This window comes from Nonomuraea fuscirosea (genome assembly GCF_003001935.1).
GTDB lineage: Bacteria > Actinomycetota > Actinomycetes > Streptosporangiales > Streptosporangiaceae > Nonomuraea > Nonomuraea fuscirosea.
Window position 1 is genome coordinate 1 of sequence record NZ_PVNG01000032.1, and the last position, 15840, is coordinate 15840.

17 protein-coding genes and 1 pseudogene are annotated in these 15840 nt (G+C 67.7%); 7 read left to right on the forward strand and 11 right to left on the reverse strand.

Features of this window, described 5'->3' with window-relative positions; genetic code table 11:
* Positions 1 to 300: 300 nt before the first annotated feature.
* On the forward strand, positions 301 to 1629 hold the full coding sequence (locus B0I32_RS49810; RefSeq protein ID WP_106251793.1) for an IS256 family transposase: 1329 nt from the start codon (positions 301 to 303) through the stop codon (positions 1627 to 1629).
* A gap of 33 nt (positions 1630 to 1662) precedes the next feature.
* On the opposite strand, the gene B0I32_RS57015 is transcribed toward B0I32_RS49810, so the two are convergent.
* From B0I32_RS57015 to B0I32_RS49820, 4 genes and pseudogenes are all read right to left on the reverse strand, one after another.
* Complete coding sequence (locus B0I32_RS57015) at positions 1663 to 1911, reverse strand: hypothetical protein (RefSeq protein ID WP_146178606.1); 249 nt, start codon at positions 1909 to 1911, stop codon at positions 1663 to 1665.
* A gap of 15 nt (positions 1912 to 1926) precedes the next feature.
* Positions 1927 to 2787, reverse strand: a pseudogene (locus tag B0I32_RS49815) (IS5 family transposase).
* Positions 2788 to 2808: 21 nt separating this feature from the next.
* Positions 2809 to 3063 (reverse strand): hypothetical protein, encoded by a 255-nt coding sequence (locus B0I32_RS57020; protein ID WP_146178607.1) that lies wholly within the window; start codon positions 3061 to 3063, stop codon positions 2809 to 2811.
* Positions 3064 to 3086: 23 nt separating this feature from the next.
* Positions 3087 to 4403 carry a protein kinase domain-containing protein gene (locus B0I32_RS49820; protein ID WP_219912427.1) on the reverse strand — a complete coding sequence of 439 codons (1317 nt, stop codon included), beginning with the start codon at positions 4401 to 4403 and terminating at the stop codon, positions 3087 to 3089.
* Positions 4404 to 4584: 181 nt separating this feature from the next.
* On the opposite strand from B0I32_RS49820, the gene B0I32_RS49825 reads away from it, so the two are divergent.
* The 4 genes from B0I32_RS49825 (at position 4585) to B0I32_RS49840 (ending at position 7287) form a co-directional block, all read left to right on the forward strand.
* On the forward strand, positions 4585 to 5286 hold the full coding sequence (locus B0I32_RS49825; RefSeq protein WP_106251797.1) for a vWA domain-containing protein: 702 nt from the start codon (positions 4585 to 4587) through the stop codon (positions 5284 to 5286).
* A 22-nt stretch (positions 5287 to 5308) separates the two neighbouring features.
* Complete coding sequence (locus B0I32_RS49830) at positions 5309 to 6295, forward strand: PP2C family serine/threonine-protein phosphatase (protein WP_181308668.1); 987 nt, start codon at positions 5309 to 5311, stop codon at positions 6293 to 6295.
* A complete protein-coding gene (locus B0I32_RS49835; RefSeq protein WP_106251801.1) occupies positions 6292 to 6654 on the forward strand; it encodes a hypothetical protein in 363 nt (120 codons plus the stop codon). Before B0I32_RS49830 ends, B0I32_RS49835 begins: the two co-directional genes overlap by 4 nt.
* Before the next feature lie 75 nt (positions 6655 to 6729).
* Positions 6730 to 7287, forward strand: coding sequence for a hypothetical protein (locus B0I32_RS49840; RefSeq protein WP_106251802.1), 558 nt, complete (start codon positions 6730 to 6732; stop codon positions 7285 to 7287).
* On the opposite strand, the gene B0I32_RS49845 is transcribed toward B0I32_RS49840, so the two are convergent.
* From B0I32_RS49845 to B0I32_RS49860, 4 genes are all read right to left on the reverse strand, one after another.
* Positions 7259 to 8440 carry a hypothetical protein gene (locus B0I32_RS49845; RefSeq protein ID WP_106251804.1) on the reverse strand — a complete coding sequence of 394 codons (1182 nt, stop codon included), beginning with the start codon at positions 8438 to 8440 and terminating at the stop codon, positions 7259 to 7261. The genes B0I32_RS49840 and B0I32_RS49845 overlap by 29 nt on opposite strands.
* The gene (locus B0I32_RS49850; protein ID WP_181308670.1) at positions 8440 to 9384 is read right to left on the reverse strand and encodes a protein phosphatase 2C domain-containing protein; all 945 of its coding nucleotides are present in this window, start codon (positions 9382 to 9384) and stop codon (positions 8440 to 8442) included. The genes B0I32_RS49845 and B0I32_RS49850 overlap by 1 nt, the downstream gene beginning before the upstream one ends.
* Before the next feature lie 184 nt (positions 9385 to 9568).
* Positions 9569 to 10291, reverse strand: coding sequence for a vWA domain-containing protein (locus B0I32_RS49855; RefSeq protein ID WP_106251807.1), 723 nt, complete (start codon positions 10289 to 10291; stop codon positions 9569 to 9571).
* Positions 10292 to 10302: 11 nt separating this feature from the next.
* On the reverse strand, positions 10303 to 10878 hold the full coding sequence (locus tag B0I32_RS49860) for a hypothetical protein (protein WP_106251808.1): 576 nt from the start codon (positions 10876 to 10878) through the stop codon (positions 10303 to 10305).
* A 417-nt stretch (positions 10879 to 11295) separates the two neighbouring features.
* Between B0I32_RS49860 and B0I32_RS49865 the strand changes: the two genes are divergently transcribed.
* Positions 11296 to 11868 (forward strand): flavodoxin family protein, encoded by a 573-nt coding sequence (locus tag B0I32_RS49865; protein ID WP_342751847.1) that lies wholly within the window; start codon positions 11296 to 11298, stop codon positions 11866 to 11868.
* 538 nt (positions 11869 to 12406) lie between these two features.
* The gene (locus tag B0I32_RS49870; protein WP_146178608.1) at positions 12407 to 12790 is read left to right on the forward strand and encodes a hypothetical protein; all 384 of its coding nucleotides are present in this window, start codon (positions 12407 to 12409) and stop codon (positions 12788 to 12790) included.
* Between the two features lie 225 nt (positions 12791 to 13015).
* Here B0I32_RS49870 and B0I32_RS49875 read toward each other — a convergent pair whose 3' ends face one another.
* From B0I32_RS49875 to B0I32_RS57025, 3 genes are all read right to left on the reverse strand, one after another.
* Positions 13016 to 14659 (reverse strand): aminotransferase class V-fold PLP-dependent enzyme, encoded by a 1644-nt coding sequence (locus tag B0I32_RS49875; RefSeq protein WP_219912428.1) that lies wholly within the window; start codon positions 14657 to 14659, stop codon positions 13016 to 13018.
* A 237-nt stretch (positions 14660 to 14896) separates the two neighbouring features.
* Positions 14897 to 15310: a hypothetical protein gene (locus B0I32_RS49880; protein WP_146178609.1), complete on the reverse strand. Its 414-nt coding sequence runs from the start codon at positions 15308 to 15310 to the stop codon at positions 14897 to 14899.
* An 80-nt stretch (positions 15311 to 15390) separates the two neighbouring features.
* Positions 15391 to 15684, reverse strand: coding sequence for a hypothetical protein (locus tag B0I32_RS57025; protein WP_146178610.1), 294 nt, complete (start codon positions 15682 to 15684; stop codon positions 15391 to 15393).
* Between the last annotated feature and the right edge of the window lie 156 nt (positions 15685 to 15840).

Genomic DNA, 15840 nt, shown 5'->3' on the forward strand with positions numbered 1-15840 from the left:
CAACTTGACCAAGCGCATAACGGACGAAATAACACCAACCTGGCGAGGCACCTACTAGGATATAAGCCGCAATCTACTCAAAACAAACGCCCTCTAAGAGCCTGCTGACAAAGGCTTAGTGCTTGCGGGCATAGGCCTGTAGCGAGCCGGTCCGATCTTGTTGATGAAGCCCTTATGGGAGGTCGCGTCCGAGATGCGGTGTAAATGTGAACGAGCGTAGGTTGCCGTGCTGAACCGTCCAAAGTTCGCACTACGCAAGGACCTACGCTCGTAGCACGCACATTACCGCCCGTTCAGGCCATTCGCGCCGAGATCGATGCCCTGTTCGCCTCCGATCATGACCTGGTCAAGGTCATCGAGGACGTCGCCCGGCTCGGCGCCCGCTTGATCATCCAGACCGCCGTCGAAGCCGAGGTGGATGCCTTCCTCGGCCGCGCCCTCTACCAGCGCGCCGCCGCTGTCACCGCTGACGTCAGCGGCGGTGAGGAGAGCCCGGTGCGGCCCGGTTATCGCAACGGGCACTGCCCGACCACCGTCAAGACCACCTCAGGACCGATCACCATCGCCCGCCCGAAGCTGCGCGGCACCACCGAGAAATTCGCCTCCCGCCTGTTCGGCACCGGCATCACCCGCACCCACGCGCTGGAGGCGCTCGTGATCGCCTCCTTCGTGCGCGGCCTGTCGACGCGTGACGTCGAAGGAACTCTGGCCGACGCGCTCGGCCCGGAGGCCGCGCTGTCCAAGTCGACGGTCTCGACCATCTGCCAGGCCATCGTCGCCGAGTACGACGCCTGGTGCCGGCGTGACCTCGCCGCGGTGGAGCTGGACTACCTGTTCCTGGACGCCTCGCACTTCAAGATGCACGACGGGCAGCGGGCCGAGCCGATCCTGGCCGCCTGGGGCATCACCACCGCCGGTAGGCCGGTCTTCGTCGGCCTGGCCGTCGCCGGATCCGAATCCACCGACGGCTGGCACGACTTCCTGACCGACCTCGTCGCTCGCGGCCTGCGCCCCCCGCTGCTGATCGTCTCCGACGGCGCGCCCGGCCTGATCAGCGCCGCCGAGCAGGTCCTCGCGCCCTCGCTGCGCCAAAGGTGTCTTGTTCCTCGCGCCCGCAATGTGCTGGCCAAGGGCAGCGCCAGCGACAAGGCCGAAGTGAAGGCCGCCTATTGGCAGATCTTCGACCTCACCGAGATGGGCGACGACGTCATGCCTGGCCAGCAGCTCGTGGACTGGGTGCAGCAACGCATCGACGCCTTCGCCGAGACCTGGGCCGCCCGCTACCCAGCAGCGGTCAAGTGCCTGCTGTCCGACCGGCAGAGCCTGACCACCTACTTGCGCTTCCCGACCGAGCACCACAAGCGCGTGCGGCACTCCAACTTCATCGAGCGCACCTTCGGCGAGACCCGCCGCCGCGTTAAGGTCATCGGCCGCTTCCCCGGCGAGACCAGCTGCGTCTCACTCGTATGGGCCGTACTCGATCGCGCCGCCCGCGTCCGGCGCGGCTTCACCACAACCAGCAACGGCCTGCGCATCCTGCACGACCTCCGCCGGGCCCTGCTCCACCCACCCGCTCAGCTCCACCAGACCGACGATCCGGCCTTGGCACCCGTAACCGAGGCCGCCTAAGATCCATCCACGGCACTTACCTCGTCGAGCTGTTTACACCGCTCCGAGGACGCGACCCTGATGGGACCAGGGGGACAGTTGGACGCGGAAGCTGTTGACGTTCTCGATCCCGAGGACGGGGGCCAACTCACTTCCCCGCCAGGCTCGCCACGGCTGAGCGGCCAGGAGTTGCAGGACCTTGCCGCGCCGGTCGGGGCTCGACAGGACCGGTAGCGGTGGCGGGTCGCTCCACCGGCTTGGGGGCGGCAGGCCCGCCAGTTCGCGCGTCAGGCGGCGGGTCATCTGGTGCACGGTGGCCTACCAGATCATGGCCTCGTGATGAGCGGGCTTGCGTTCATAGATCCGCACCAGTCGGCGGTAGCGGACCAACCAGGCGAACGTTCTTTCCACCACCCACCGGCGGGGCAGCACCACAAAGCCGCGCAGGCCGTCGCTGTGCTTGACGATCGTGACGGCCAGGCCGAGAACCTGCCGAGCTCAGACCTGCAGTCGTCCGGCGTAGCCGCCGTCGACCCAGACCAGCGTGATGGTGGAGAACTTCTCACGCAGCAGCGCCAGCACCGGATGCGCGCCGTCGCGGTCCTGCATCGACGCAGCGGTGACGACCACGCACAACAGCAGCCCGAGGGTGTCCACCACAACGTGCCGTTTCTGCCCCTTCATCTTCTTGCCCGCGTCGTACCCGCAGGCCGCCGCCCCGACCATCTCAGCCGCCCTGACGGTCTGGGAGTCGACGCAGCCGACCGTCGGTAGCTCGCGGCGCCCGGCCAGGACGCGCAGCCGTGCGGCCAGCCGTTCCGGCAGACCACGCCGCGACCAGCGCAGGAAGAACGCATACACCGCCTCATGCGGCGGGAAGTCGACCGGCAGGGCCCGCCACTCGATCCCATAGCGAGTCACATAGCCGATCCCGTCCAGCACCGCTCGCAGGTCGTGCACCATCGGCCGGCCTGCGGCCGCGACCAACTGGGCCATCACCCCCCGCGCCTCGCCCTTCAGCACCGACCACTCGGCATCGGTCAGATCCGACGGATATGCCGGTTCCCGGCCGCAACATTCGCACCCCGGTGAGGCGCAACCGCTGGCATTCACAGCCACAGGCGTGTAAACAGACAACCACGGGCTCCTGGCCGCTGAGCTGCTTAGACACCACCTCACCTACCGGGAGCCCGCTCCTGTTCACGGGTCAACAGCCCAATGATGACCACTGCGCGGCACTCTTCTGACTCGGGCCCCGCCACCAAATCCCTTTGTCAGCAGGCTCTTACTGGTGGCGGCGCCGTCGGCGGCACGATCGCTCTTCTCCTTGCCATCGCCCACTACGCTTCGGTAGATGGTGACTGATCGCTGGTCGTGCGACTGCCCGTCGGCTTCGCCATCGGCACCACCACGGCGTACGCGTTCGCGGACGGCACCCTCGAGCCGATCGATCATCTGGCCGAAGTTCAGAAGGCGGGTCAGACGCGGATCTCGCACTCGGTGCCGCCGATGTGGACGCGGGTGCCGCTGGTCAGGGTGACACTCTGGCCGGGGTTGACCTGTTGGGGCGTGCTGTCCTTGGGGAAGGCGGCCCAGTGCTCGGTGGAGAGGTTCTTCAGACCCCAGACCATGGGACGGTTGGGGTGCTGGACGACCTCCGCCATGGACGCGGAGAAGTCGTATCCCTTCGAGTCGTCGATGTGGTGGTGGAACAGCCGGGCGTCGTGGTTGAGCATCACGATGCCCTTCCCGATCCGCATGCGCGGCGGCACCTGCAGCGGGCCGTGGCACGACCAGCAGCGACCGGCGTCGCCGTTGTGGGCTCTGATCCGGTCCATGTCGTAGATGTTCTGTTCGCCGCATCCGACGCAGTAGAAAATGGCGTCCCTCAGCCGGCTCATCGCCCGGCGCCAGCGTCCTTCGGTGACGCGCTCACCAGTGGACGTCATTCCTTTGGTGAACGCCTCGGTGAAAATTATCTTCAAGAATTCGGGATAGATGTCCCAGAAGATGATGGCGTTGTCCTGGTAGCCGGGCTCGGGCCGGTTGCCGGTGTCTCCCGGGTCCCAGATGAACAGCGGGTCGCTGCCGTATATTTTCCGCATCGCCGTCTCGTCGAAGCAGTGGATATCGGCCTCGCGTCTGCCTTCCAGCGGATGATGGTTCATCAGGATGGTGAACAACAGTACGGCCAGCGAGAAAAGATCCGTGTGAGCTGACGGAGCCGTATGTCCGAGCACCACCTCCGGCGCCATGTAGCGCATGGTGCCGCCGATCCCGATGGGCGAGTCACTCGGTCCGACGTTGTCGTTGTCGCAAATGAGCACTTCACCCGAATGGGGATCCAGAAAGACGTTATTGTGTGATATGTCCCGATAGCACAATCCGAACGCGTGCAGACGGTAGAACCCGTCCGCCAGGTGCACTCCGGCGGTCGCGAGCGCACGGAAGGTGGTGTTCATCTTCCTGGACAGTAGGTCGGAGATGTTGCCGTAGCGGCCGTCGCGCAGCCCCATCACGTACCCGAAGCCGGGCCTTCCCGGCATGCTGACCAGGGATGTAGGCCACAGGAACCGCTTGTCCGGAGAGCCGGACTTGATGAGGTTGGCGAGGATGCTGCGCTGCTCGTCGGTCGCGGACTCGGGGAAATACCACTTCACCGCCACGGCCCGCCCGCTCACGCGGGCGCGATAGACCTCGCCCTGCCCGCCGAAGCCCAGCATATTCTCGATCTCGTACTGCTCGCTCGAACCGTCATCGCGCACTTTGTCCCCGGGCGCGAGAATGCCGTCCAAATTACGTGACCCCCGCCTAGCGTTCCGGCTGTGGAATCCCCCGAGCGGCGGAACCTACCGCCCCAACTCAAGGATACGCACCCCAGGCTTTCCGACAAGTACCTACCGCATTCCGACTCAAAATAATCTGTGCAAGCGGGACCTTGCGAGCCAATGCCGGCCCGCCTACCATGCGGTAGATATGAGCGACTTACCGGGGGGAAAGATCTCCAATCGTCCTCTCCACTTTATTTGGATCCTGGACACGTCGTGGTCGATGGAGGGCACGAAGATCGGAAGGCTCAACTTCGCGATCAAAGAGGCTCTTCCCGCGATGAAAGACACCGCGAGCGATAATCCCAACGCCGAGGTGCTGGTTCGCGTCGTCACCTTTTCCACTGGAGCGCGGTGGCACGTCGCCCAGCCGACGCCCGTCGAGCAGTTCTCTTGGTCCGACATCGCGGCCGACGGGGTCACGGACATGGGGAAGGCCCTTTCCCTGGTGGCCGAGCAGCTGCGCATGCCCCCGATGGAACCGCGTGCACTGCCTCCCGTACTGGTGCTGGTGTCGGACGGGTATCCCACCGACGACTTCGAGACCGGCCTCAGGGACCTCATGAACGAACCATGGGGCAAGCGCGCCGTCCGGCTGGCGATCGGCATGGGCGAGGACACCGACCTAGCGGTGCTGTCGAAGTTCATCGGCCATCAAGAGATCAAGCCGCTGGAGGCGAACAACGCCCACACTCTCGTCCAGTTCATCCGCTGGGTGTCGACGGCGGTGCTGAAGAGCGCGTCGATGCCGGTCGCTCCGTCCAATGACGGGCAGCCGGGCAGGCCACCCGTTCCCGTTCCGCCGCCGCCACAGCCTGGCCCGCCGAACCCCGGCGACGATGTCTGGTGAGGCGCCAGGGGATACCGGTCCCGTGACCTGGCAGGTGCTGGTCAAGAAGCAGAGGGGCGCTTCCCACGTACGCGCCGGCAGCGAGAACCAGGACGCGATCGCGTCCACACCTGACATTCCGCCGGGGTCGTCCATGGAGTGGGGATTGTCCGTCGCGGTCTCGGTGGCCGACGGCCACGGCAGTCCCACCAGCTTCCGCAGCGCGCTGGGAGCACGGCTGGCGGTAGAGGTGTCGCAGGAGCTGAGCAAGGAGCTGATCGCTTTCGCGGCCAAGGGCGCCGACTGGTCCACGGCCAAGCGCCTGCTGGAGGAGAAGGCTGGTCGGCAGCTGGTCCGGCAGTGGCGCAAGAGGGTCAAGGAAGCCCTCGCCGACAACCCGTTCCAGGAGCATGAGCTCAACCTGCTGGAGGAGAGGTCGGGATCGGCGGCACGCGCGCGTGTCGTCGACGACCCCTACCAGGCGTACGGCTCGACGCTGCTGACCGCCGTCGCCACCGAAACCTTCATGACCTTCTGGCAGATCGGCGACGGCGACATCGTGGTGGTCGACGCCCAGGGGCGCGCTGGCAAGCCGCTGCAGGCCGACGCGCGCCTTCTCGGCAATGCCACCACCTCGCTCTGCTCGGCCGACGCGGCCCAGGAGCTACGCTCGTATGTCGCCGGGACCCACGCACCGCTTGTCCTGATCTCGACGGACGGCCTCGCGAACTCCTACGCCGACGACAGCGGCCTTCTGTCGTTCGCGTCGGACGTGATGAAGATCATCGCGGCGGACGGTCTAGAGGCGGTGAGCGACCACCTAAGCGAGTGGCTGCAGACCATCTCGGAGAGGGGCAGCGGCGACGACATCGCGGTCGGCATCCTCTGCAGGCCGGCTGGCATCCCGGCCGCCGCACATCGGGCCGGTTCACATCAGGCCGACTCGCATCAGATCGGTGCGCAGCATCAGACCGGTACGCATCGGGCCGTCGATGACGCCGAACGCGGCCGCATCGAGGAGGACGCGTGACCATTCCGAACGTGATCATCTCGATGAGCCGCTGTTCCCGCGATTCCAGTCGGGCCTTCGGCATCCGCATGGAGGAGCACCCCGGGAAGCTCTGGCTGGCAACCTGGGCCTTCACCGTGAATCCCGGGATGGCTCAGCGTGAGGGCTACGACCGGACTCACGCGGAGGGGTCCTTCGAGATGGCCGACGACTATCCTGGCTGCCCCACGTGCGGCGCGGGCAGCGTCGTCCTGTGCAACTCGTGCAAAAAGCTCGGCTGCTGGGACGGGGTGAGCTACCTGTTCCACTGCCCCTGGTGCGGCGCGAGCGGCCGGATCGAGGGAACCATCACGCAGTTGCAGGGCGGCGGCGACCTCTGAGCGCCACGAGGCGCGCTCAGCAAGGTGAAAGCACCGGCGTTGCCGACCGGGTGGAGCTCAAGGAGGAGCGTCGAGGTGTTGCTGACCGGAGTGCTGATCGGCGCGGTCGTGGGCACTCTGCTCGCCTCCACCGCCTGCTGGTACCTGCTGCGCTCACGTGAGCGTTCGTACCCGCCCATCACCCACCCGCCGGACAGCGGCGGCACCAGCGACACAGCCCTGCTCCAGGCCGACGCCACCACCGACCGGCTGCCCCTGGCAGACACCGTCGTCGTCCAGCTCGCCGACGATCTGCTGAACGCCGCCTTCTCGGTCGACTCACCCGAGCTGAGACGACGGCTGCTGAGCGCGATCCGGAGCCTGCGCGTCGAGATCGTCCGGCCGGAGGAGGACGATCCGCTGGTGCCCAGCCTGCACGTCGGCGACCACACCATCCCGACGGCCGATCCCGCGAGGCACGGCGCTGTCGCCGGCGTGCTGATGCCGGGTCTGCGCGCGGAGTCGGGAGCGGTGATCCGGCCAGCCAAGGTGCAGGTCTACGTGTTCGGGGCGGGCGAGCCGGACGCGTCGGCACGCGACCTGCAGGCCGGCGACTTCGGCCGCCTCACTGCGCCGCCAGGATCACCAGGATGACCACGAGCACCAGCGCCACCAGCACGACCACGGGCAGGACGGAGGACGACGACTTCCGCTGCACGGGCTGCTGCCATCTGGGGTGAGGGTAGGGCGTCGGCGGCGGAACGGGGGCGGGGGGCGGGACGGGGTAAGGGACAGGTGCGGGAGAGGAGGCAGAGGGCTGCGCACCGGTCGGGGGCGGCCGCCCCATGAGCCGGGTCGGCGAGTCGGGTGTCACGGCGCGAGGGAGCCAGAATGCGCGCGTGTGGTCGTCGTTCTGCACGTAGAGAGCTTGGGAGGAGATCAGCGAGCGCCACAGCGCCGCCTTGCCGCGCAACGTCCCTGCGGCGCCCGGCACTTCCTGGCCTGCGCAGATGCTGCTCAGCAGCTCGTACGTCGAGCCGCGCATGACGGCGAGCAGCGTGTGCCGCTGGAGGGAGACGCTCTCGAGGTTCTCCTGGAGACAACGCACGACCATCCACCCGAACTTGTACAGGTCACTGCGCGGGCCAAAGGACTGAAGGCCGGGCATCTTCCAGATCTCCGGATCCTGCGGCGCAAATGCCGGGATGCCGGACATCGGGACACACGAGTCGCAGTCGATCAGCAGCACCCGCGGCTCTCCGGCCAGCCCATCGAAGGAGAACAGGGCGTTGTGCGGGTGCAGGTCTCCGATCGCGTAGCCGTGCCTGTGCAGCCACAGCATCGTGTCGAAGAAGACGGCCAGGACCGCGAGCTTCACCGGGCTCTCGTAGTAGGGAGCGCCGACCCGGAAGGCGACGTCGGGTTTGCGGGCGAGCACGTCGAGGTGGCGAGGTTCGGGGTCGCCCAGGTCGTCCTCATACATGTCGGCCGGCGCGGGCGTGATCAGGATGCCGCGGATCTTCCCTCCGTTCACCACGGTCGCCATGGGCCAGGCGCACCGGCGGTCCAGCTCCGCCCGCTCCTCGACGGTGAGTCGCCGCCGCCAGGAGACCAGGTCCTTCATAGGCTGGGGGCGCAGCCCCTCGCACACCTCCTCGGTGTACTCCTTGTAAAGATACTCCTCGGCGTCGGGCCCCAGGCACCGGACCACGCGCATGGCCTGGCCGCCGACGCCAGACAGGCCTGGTTGCAGCACCAGCTCCGACAGTGACACCTGCTCCGGCAAGTACGCCGAGCCCTCCCCCATCACGGCATCCGGCCGTCGTGGAAGGACGGCCACAGCCCCACCACCGTGCGGTCGTCGTTGAACGTGGCCCGATGGTAGTCCACGTCACGGATGAACGTCATGATGTCGGGCGGGGTCCGCCATTCCGCCGCCAGTTCGTCCCGCAGCGGGCTGCCATGGCCAAGCGCGTGAGTGAAGCCGTCGGTCCCCAGGCACAGCACGTCGTCGCGCTCCCACCTGACGACGGCGGTGCGCAGGTGATCCAGGCCGGACGGCAAGGCCCACGTCACGTTGTCGCTGATCCCGCCAGTGCCCGACGCGTCGGGCACCAGCAGCGCCTCCCACTCCCGCGTACGGCCCCCTAGCCGGAAGGCGAGAGAGTCACCGACGCCGGCACAGTAGACGGGGTCGCCGGAGCCCGGATGCACGGGTGCGACCAGGGCCACGAGCGTGGTGCTGCACGGGCGGCCGTCGCCGGCGTAGGCCGACAGGTCCGCGCGCCGCTCCTTGACCGCGTCCGCCGCCGCGCCGAAGGCCGCACTCCAGTCGTCATCACGCGGGCCGGCGGGGTTGCCCTTCAGCAGGCGAGCCACCTCCCGGACAACGGTGCCCACCGCGGTCTGCGCCGCGCATTCGGCGTGGAACGTGGTGCCCACCCCGTCGGCGACGGCCGCAATCAACCATCTCCCGTCCGCGGAGGAGCCGACCACGAAGGCGTCCTGCCGTGACTCCCCCTCGGCCATATGCTCACGGCCGCGGCAGCTCGCGGCGCGTACGGTGACCCCGCCGATCCCGCCGCTCTCGGCCTGAACGCTCGGATGCCCCAGGAGCGGCGGGACCGGCAGCAGGACCGCGATCGGGCTCGGCTTGTTGCCCGCGTAACGCGGCCCGGCACCCGCATGGCGCGGTGCCGCGGCGTCCGGCCGTGGGCACGTGGGAGATGCCGCCTCCCGGCCCGGCGCCATGCGGTCCCACCCCGGCGGGCGCGTGGCCGAGGACTGCGGTGCCGCGCCGGCGTACTGCGGCACTGGTGACCGCGGAGCCTGCCGCTGGGCCTCCCTCAACGTGTACATGCCCATCGCCCCGCACGCACCGCTCAAGACGGCGAGTAGAAACTGCATCATGGACACCGACCTCCGCCTCCCGCCTTCACCCAGCTGCCGCGGGACACGCCCAGCTCATGCTGTCCGGTGTGCGGACGGACAGCTCGCCCGTCTCGACCGAGGCGTTGATGCTGATGAACAGGGTCTTCATGAGCGCGCCCAGCACCTCCGCCACGTCGATGCCGCCCTTGGCGATGAAGGCCAGAGGGCGGCTCCCCTGCGTGGTGGCCACCTTGCACAGCACGTTCCTACGTGCCTGACCGAACCCGAAGGCAATGATCTGCGGCAGGACGTCGAGGGCGACGAGACGATCTCGCGCCACCCGCCATACGTGCTCCGGTTGTGCTTCCGAGCCGTAGAACGGGATGCCGTCGGTGAGGAAGAAGATCGCGGGCCGTTTGAGCCGGTGCGACCTGCTGAGCCGGCCGCAGTCCTCACGTAGTCGCTCGTAAAGGAACTGGAAGGCGGCCGCGTAATTGGTCTGCGCTCCTCGTTTGAAGGGTCGCAGGTCGACGATGTCGTTTAAGTGCGTCAGCGGAAGCACCTCCTCCACCGAGCTGTGAAAGCCGATGACGCTCATAAAAGCGGCGTCGGCGACGGCGGGCTTGCGTTGTATTTTCCCGATGAGTTGTGGCACCGCCTCCGCGAGCAGTTCCAGCGGTACCTGGCGGACGCCTATATTGTGTTCCGGATGCCACATGCTCTGCGAAACATCACAAACCACGTAAAACGGAAACGCCCGTTGCCTTCCATCCCCGTCCAGCACCATCGCTCCTTAGTTCAATAACAGTCCGGCGGTTCCGGGGCGGACAACCTCATCACTTTGACGGGCTGATTCGCCGCCTGGCGGTGGGCGTCCACCAGGTTCTCCAGAATTCGTAGGGCTTGCTTGTCGGCACACGTCGGCTCCGGGCCGGCGCCGACGCTCTTGTATGTCGCCAGGCTCTGTTCTGCGCCCTGCCACCTGTCGGTCCTTACCAGCAGCGCCGACTCGCAGGCGTCGGCCAGGCCGGCGTACAGGGTGCGCAGGCTGTCCGGACGCTCCTCTCCGATCTTGCGGATGCGCTCACACGACATGGCGTTGAGGATGTCGAACCGCTTCTTATCCTGGTTGTCGGCAGGATCGCCGACCGGCTGGAAGAACGGCCATTGCACGACGGCCGGGTCGGCAGGAGGCGGCGACGTCAGGACCGCCTGCCCGGCGGAAGGAGTGACCGTGACGACCGTTGTCGCCCCGGCCGCCTGCGGCGGCTCCAGACTGGAGGCACAAGAGAAGGAGACGAATGCCAGGACGGCGGCCAGACCGAACCAGATGAAAGGCGCGTAGGAGCGGATCGCCGGATTCTGCGGGTTCATCGGCCCTTCCTGCTTGTGCCCACGCCCCCTGCGTACGCCGATCGTCGGAGTTTTCTTCTGTTTTCCGGCACGGCGCATTCAGCCACGCACGGCTCATTCGGTGCCACTCGGCGTCCCTCCCGCAACTTCGCGCGGCAACTCGACGCCGCACGCCACCCCGCGACAATCATAACTAACAATGCATGGCAAATAACATCCTGTGCGGGCGAAAATCTATAGGCGGGATAACCAGAAAAGGGATTCGGCGGGTTTCGGTCCCCAGGCATCGCGACCTATTTCGGTGGCGCCAGCCCGATTGCTTCACAAGGCGTGCCGGGATCTTGGCAACGGGACACGGGAAATGTGTGGCGGGACGCGGAACCATGAATCCTACACTGAGCTGGCGCTTCGCCATTCAGATGAGATCTTCGCCGCGACGTGGTCGTGCTCGTCGTCGATCCACCGAAGGATCCGGTGGCGCTCGATACGACACTTGACCGTGTTGACGGGGTCAAGCGGGCGGGTCAGGGGCGCCGTGAGAGGATCGGCGGCGTGTCGAATGACGTCCGGCGGCTGTTGATCGTGCATCGCACCATCTCGCCCGCGCTGCACGAGCTGTTCGACGCCGTGCGGCAGGGTGCTGCCACCGACGAGGTCGAAGGGGTAGAGGTGCGGACGTGCGCGGCGTCGCGGGCGTCCGTCGCCGATGTGTTCGAGGCTGACGGTGTCGTTCTGGGGACGCCGGTCAACATCGGGGACATGAATGGCGCGCTCAAGCACTTCTTCGACACGATCTACTATCCCTGTTTGGAGGAGACGCGGCGGCTGTCGTACGCGCTGTACGTCCATAGGAACAGTGACACGGCGGGGGGTGTGGAGTCGATCGCCGCGGAGCTAGGGTGGGAGCGAGTTCACCAGCCTGTGACGGTGCTGGGGACGCCGGAGAAGGATGATCTGGCCGCCTGCTGGGAGCTTGGCGCCACGGTGGCCGCGACGATCAGTTCGGGGTGAGGGCGTCCTGCGCGGCCTCGGTTCATCTTGGCACCGCCGGTCAGATCCAGGACGAGCGCACCCGGATACTGCAGGCCGCCTACACCGCAACCTCAGCCGACGCGAGGTCTCGCCAGCACGCTCGCTGATCGTCCTCCCTGCAGACATGGGGTGAACCGGAGAAGCCAGCGCCGACAACAGCGGCGACACCGCGCTCCCCACGGACGTGGGGTGAACCACGAATCGTGCACCACGGCCAGCGCGCGGGCCTGCTCCTCACGCCCGTGAGGGTGAACCGGGCTGCAGCCCCCACGCGCCCGGCACATCGATAACCGGCTCATCCTGCTGGGCTGCAGACAGCGGCAGACGGGCACCCTGTTGTCACCAGCCGAGACGGTCAGGCGATCGGAGTCGCTGTCCCTGATGTTGTCCGCCCTGGGCGACTCCCTGATGTCCCGTTTCGAGCTTGGCGGCGACAGGCGCGACATCGAGGAGGCGATCGCTTTGGGACGGCGCGCCGTAGCCTTGGGAAGGGGGTCCCGCTGCCCGCGCGACCCGCATGTCGTCCCTCGGCGCCTACCTGGAGAGGCGTTATGCGCGTTTCGGCGACGAGCTAAATTTGGCCGAGGCGCTGCGGTGTTTCCGGCAGGCGATCGCGACGACGGTGAGCGACGCCGACAAGGCGGGATTCGTGGCCAACCTGGCCGGGGCGCTGACCACCTCGGTGAGACGGACCGGCTGGTTACCTGAGATCACCACGGCGGTGACGACGGCCAGACAGGCCCTGCAACTCAGGGCAGGACCGATCACCGAACTCAACGCGCTCACTGCCCTGAGCAACGCCTTGGGCTTGCGCGCTGACTTCACCGGCTCCACCGACGACCGCGCGAAGCGGAAACACTGCTCACCACCCAGTGGTGACCCCGCCCGCGCGCTCCCCTAACACTCAGGTGGCGGGCCAAGCATGGCAGCGAGCCTTTAGTGCTGGAGGGGTCTGGCGAGCGCGCTCTGCCGGTCCGGGCGGGCGCACCCTCTGTTGATCCTGACCGGCATCTGCTTCACCGCCATGATCAGCATCAGTCGGTCTCGATCACTGCCGGCGCGGCTTCCCCGAGTCCTGCTGGGAGAGCCGCCCGGCCTGTTCCGCCGCTGGGGACAGGCCCACACATCACGCTGAGGCCCGGGGCAGTGGGAACCAGCGCAGGCGTTCGAAGTCGTCCGGCAGGTCCGGCGGGGCCAGGTCGACCTCGTTCCGGCGGGACTCCAGGACGGCGCGGGCCTGCTCCAGCTGGCTCGGCAGGGCGTCCTCGCCGGCCGGCGTGTGGGCCGTGGGTGGTCTGGGGCTGTCGAAGCGCAGGTCGTTCAGATGCAGGGGTGGCTCGGTGGGGCCGTCGTGGTGCCGCCACAGCCCGGTGGCGGCGTCGAAGCGGTAGTCGGGCAGCAGCCGGTGGCCGTAGCGGGCGATGAGGTCCACGGCGTCGATGAGGTAGTCGCAGACCGTACCGGAGATGAAGTAGTTGAAGTTGACGCGCACCCAGCCGGGTTTGATGCCCTGGCAACCCGCCTCGGCTTCCTGCTCGTAGGCGTGCGAGTGGGCGGCGTCGATGTCGAGCAGGCGGTGACCGTACGGGCCGGCGCAGGAGCAGCCGCCGCGCGCCTGGATGCCGAACAGGTCGTTCAGCAGTGCCACCACGTAGTTGTGGTGCAGGTACAGCCCGCCGGACGTGCGGAGCCTGATCGAGACGATGGGCAGGCGGCGGGCCCGCACATCGCCGAGGATCTCGATGTCCTGGTTACGCCCCCAGCGCCGCAGGGCACGCTGCCAGAACCGTTCCTCGCGAGCCTGGATGAGGTCGGTGCCGACCGCCTGCTTCAGCCGGAACACCAGCCCGGCGCGGATCGACTCCACGATCGCCGGCGTGCCGCCCTCCTCCCTGGCGACCGGGTCGTCGAGATAGCTGTGCCCGGCCGGACTCACGAACAGCACCGTGCCGCCGCCCGGGACGGTCGGCACCCGGTTGCGGATCAGTTCCCGGCGCACCACCAGGACACCGGGCGTCTGCGGGCCACCGACGAACTTGTGCGGCGACAGGAAGAGCGCGTCCTTGTGACCGCCCGCGCCGGCCGCCATGCGGATCGGCACGTACGGCGCGGCCGCGGCGTAGTCCCAGAACGACAGCGCGCCGTGCTCGTGCAGCAGCCCGGTGACGCGGTCGGTGTCGGTCAGGATGCCGGTGACGTTGGAGGCGGCCGAGAAACTGCCGATGAGCAGCGGCCGGTCGGCGTACTGGACGAGCCGGCGGCGCAGGTCCGCGCAGTCGATGTGGCCGGACGGGTCCTCCCCGATCGCGACGGTTTCGGCGATCGACTCGCGCCAGGGCAGCTCGTTCGAGTGATGCTCGTACGGGCCGACGAACACGACCGGGCGCTCTTCGTACCGGCCGGGGGTGCGCAGCTCCAGGATGCCGATCAGCTTGCTGACCGCTGCGGTAGCTCCCGAACCGCAGAAGATCACCACGTCGTCCGGTCCGGCGCCGACGCCCTCGTGCACGGCCTGGCGGGCCTCCTCGCGTAAGCGGCTGGTCTGCAGGCCGGTGCCCGAGCTCTCGGTGTGGGTGTTGGCGTACCGGGGCAGGACGTGGTCGCGGATGAAGTCCTCGATGAAGGTCAGCGATCTTCCGGAGGCGGTGTAGTCGGCGTAGACGATGCGGCGGGGGCCGTACGGGCCGTCCAGCACCTCGTCGTCGCCGATGACGGCGGCGCGGACGCGCTCCAGCAGCGGTGAGGTCGGCACCGCGGGTTGTGTCATCATCCCTCCAGTCTTGTCGCGGCGCGGAGCCGGTGAGCGATCGCTGGGCGGTGAAGCATCGTCGGCTTGGGCGAGTTCGGCGGGCAGCGCCTCGGACCTAGGCGCCTCGGACCTAGGCGCCTCGGGCCTGGCTTCAGCCGGGTCCTCGACGGCATCGAACGACTCGTCCCGGTCGACCTGGTCGGCGTCGCGTCGCTACCGGTTTCCGTCAACGGCCAGTGATCGGAGCGTCATCGACGCTCATCCGTCTCTCAGCCTGCGACGGCCCCGACGGAGAGCCGGCCGGTGGCGGCCTTCGAGCTCGGCTCTTTCGGTGGCGGGGTCGATGATGGCCAGGTCCGCGGTCCAGTCCAGGCCGACCACGAGCCGGGTTCCGCTGAACGTGATCCCCCCTCGGATCGCGTCCCTGAGGTAGCCGCCGGAGATACGGCGGTCCTTGGCCGGGTCCTTGGGGGACGGCAGGAGCAGGGGCGGGTCGTTGTCGTCGTTCCACAGGGCGGCCACCTGTCCGTCGCCTGAGGCGCTCAGGGCGCCCGCCCATGACGGGGCCGGGGCCGCGACTGTGCGGGTGGGGTCGAGGCCGAGGTCGTAGAACTGGAGCAGGCCGCAATCCGCCGAGAGGGCGGCCAGTCCGGCATGAGGGACGTATGCCATGCTCTCGCCGAAGCTGCGGCAGGGTTCGCCGTTCTTGTCCTGGGGTGGCGGAAGCCGTACTCCGGTGAGGTTCGCGGCTGTCACACCAAGGGGCCGAGGGCCAGGTGCTCGCCGAAGTGATCGCCGGGTTCCGAGGTGCCGGGCACGCCGCGGTCTCCTGCGTGATTCGCCGGCTGACCGAGCCCTTCTCGGCGAGGTAGCCGGCTCCGCCCGGGCTGCTCGTTCGGTGTGCTGATCGCGATCAGGTCGCCGTGGGCGACGACGGACTCGCCGGAGTTCGCGTCTTTCTCCGGTTTGAGGGAGACGAGCCTTCTGGGCGGGGCGGTCGTCTGCGGCGGGTTGAGCCTGCGGTGATGATGATGGAGGGGCGCCACAGGCAGTGACCGCAAGCAGGACCGTGGTCAGCTAACGGGTGAACAGCGGGCGCTCCCTCGTCATCCGGGCGGTCTTCCGGCAAATCCGATAGTTCGGCAACCGGAAAAATCGCATTATCCGGCGACAGCATCGCCGGAATTCTGGCCGCTGTCGGG

Excerpts from the sequence above, each read along its gene's own strand:
- B0I32_RS57015 (WP_146178606.1), bottom strand. The coding sequence starts at position 1,911 with ATGACCCGCCGCCTGACGCGCGAACTGGCGGGCCTGCCGCCCCCAAGC.
- B0I32_RS57020 (WP_146178607.1), bottom strand. The coding sequence starts at position 3,063 with ATGATCGATCGGCTCGAGGGTGCCGTCCGCGAACGCGTACGCCGTGGT.
- B0I32_RS49825 (WP_106251797.1), top strand. The coding sequence starts at position 4,585 with ATGAGCGACTTACCGGGGGGAAAGATCTCCAATCGTCCTCTCCACTTT.
- B0I32_RS49845 (WP_106251804.1), bottom strand. The coding sequence starts at position 8,440 with ATGGGGGAGGGCTCGGCGTACTTGCCGGAGCAGGTGTCACTGTCGGAG.
- B0I32_RS49850 (WP_181308670.1), bottom strand. The coding sequence starts at position 9,384 with ATGGCGCCGGGCCGGGAGGCGGCATCTCCCACGTGCCCACGGCCGGAC.
- B0I32_RS49855 (WP_106251807.1), bottom strand. The coding sequence starts at position 10,291 with ATGGTGCTGGACGGGGATGGAAGGCAACGGGCGTTTCCGTTTTACGTG.
- B0I32_RS49860 (WP_106251808.1), bottom strand. The coding sequence starts at position 10,878 with ATGAACCCGCAGAATCCGGCGATCCGCTCCTACGCGCCTTTCATCTGG.
- B0I32_RS49870 (WP_146178608.1), top strand. The coding sequence starts at position 12,407 with ATGTCGTCCCTCGGCGCCTACCTGGAGAGGCGTTATGCGCGTTTCGGC.
- B0I32_RS49875 (WP_219912428.1), bottom strand. The coding sequence starts at position 14,659 with ATGATGACACAACCCGCGGTGCCGACCTCACCGCTGCTGGAGCGCGTC.
- B0I32_RS49880 (WP_146178609.1), bottom strand. The coding sequence starts at position 15,310 with ATGGCATACGTCCCTCATGCCGGACTGGCCGCCCTCTCGGCGGATTGC.